At 64.9% G+C, this 982-nt stretch carries 1 protein-coding gene; it reads left to right on the top strand.

Annotated features, from left to right (window positions below; translation table 11 throughout):
- The first annotated feature begins 10 nt into the window (after positions 1-10).
- A complete protein-coding gene (locus tag AOP78_RS14635; RefSeq protein WP_369401095.1) occupies positions 11-979 on the top strand; it encodes a methyl-accepting chemotaxis protein in 969 nt (322 codons plus the stop codon).
- The last annotated feature ends 3 nt before the right edge of the window (positions 980-982 follow it).

A 982-nucleotide genomic window follows, 5' to 3' on the forward strand; every position in this document is an offset into this window, starting at 1 on the left:
CGCGATCGCGTTGGGTCTGTGGATCTCGCGGCGCATCACGCGCGGTGTCACGAAGGTCAAGGTCTCCCTTGAGGCGATGGGTGAGGGTGATCTGACGGTTGAGGCTGATGTGAGGTCGAATGATGAGCTGGGTGACATGGCGTCGTCGCTGGCGAAGGCGCAGGGTGCGCTGAGGGAGACGATGTCTGAGGTGATCTCGTCTGCTCAGACGGTGGCGGCTGCTGCTGAGGAGTTGTCGGCTGCGAATGCTCAGGTCGCTGCGGGCTCGCAGGAGACCAGCACGCAGGCCGGGGTAGTCGCGAACGCTGCCGATGAGGTCAACCGCAATGTGCAGACCGTCGCCTCCGGCGCGGAGCAGATGGGGGCCTCGATCAAGGAGATCTCGCACAACGCGAATGAGGCTGCCCGGGTGGCGGCGACGGCCACGACGGTGGCGGAGTCGGCCAACGATCAGGTGGGCAAGCTCGGTGCTTCGAGCGCGGAGATCGGCAACGTGATCAAGGTGATCACCACCATTGCCGAGCAGACGAACCTGTTGGCGCTGAACGCCACGATCGAGGCTGCTCGTGCCGGTGAGGCGGGTAAGGGCTTCGCGGTGGTGGCCTCTGAGGTGAAGGATCTGGCGCAGGAGACGGCGAAGGCGACCGAGGAAGTTGCTCGCAGGGTTCAGGCGATCCAGGACGACACTGGTGGCGCGGTGGAGGCCATCGGTGAGATCTCGGAGATCGTGCGTCAGATCAACGACTTCCAGATGACGATCGCGTCGGCGGTGGAGGAGCAGACGGCGACGACGAATGAGATGAGCCGTGGTGTGGCTGAGGCCGCGACCGGTTCTGCGGATATCGCTGGCAACATCTCGACGGTCGCGCAGGCCTCCTCGGATGCGGCCCAGGTGCTGGACCAGATCGGCGCGAGCGTGAACGAGCTGGCCGAGCTGTCCGCGAACCTGCGTGCCAAGGTCGAGTACTTCACCTACTAGGCG

Source organism: Demequina salsinemoris, assembly GCF_000974805.1.
In the GTDB taxonomy this organism is placed as follows: Bacteria; Actinomycetota; Actinomycetes; order Actinomycetales; family Demequinaceae; genus Demequina; species Demequina salsinemoris.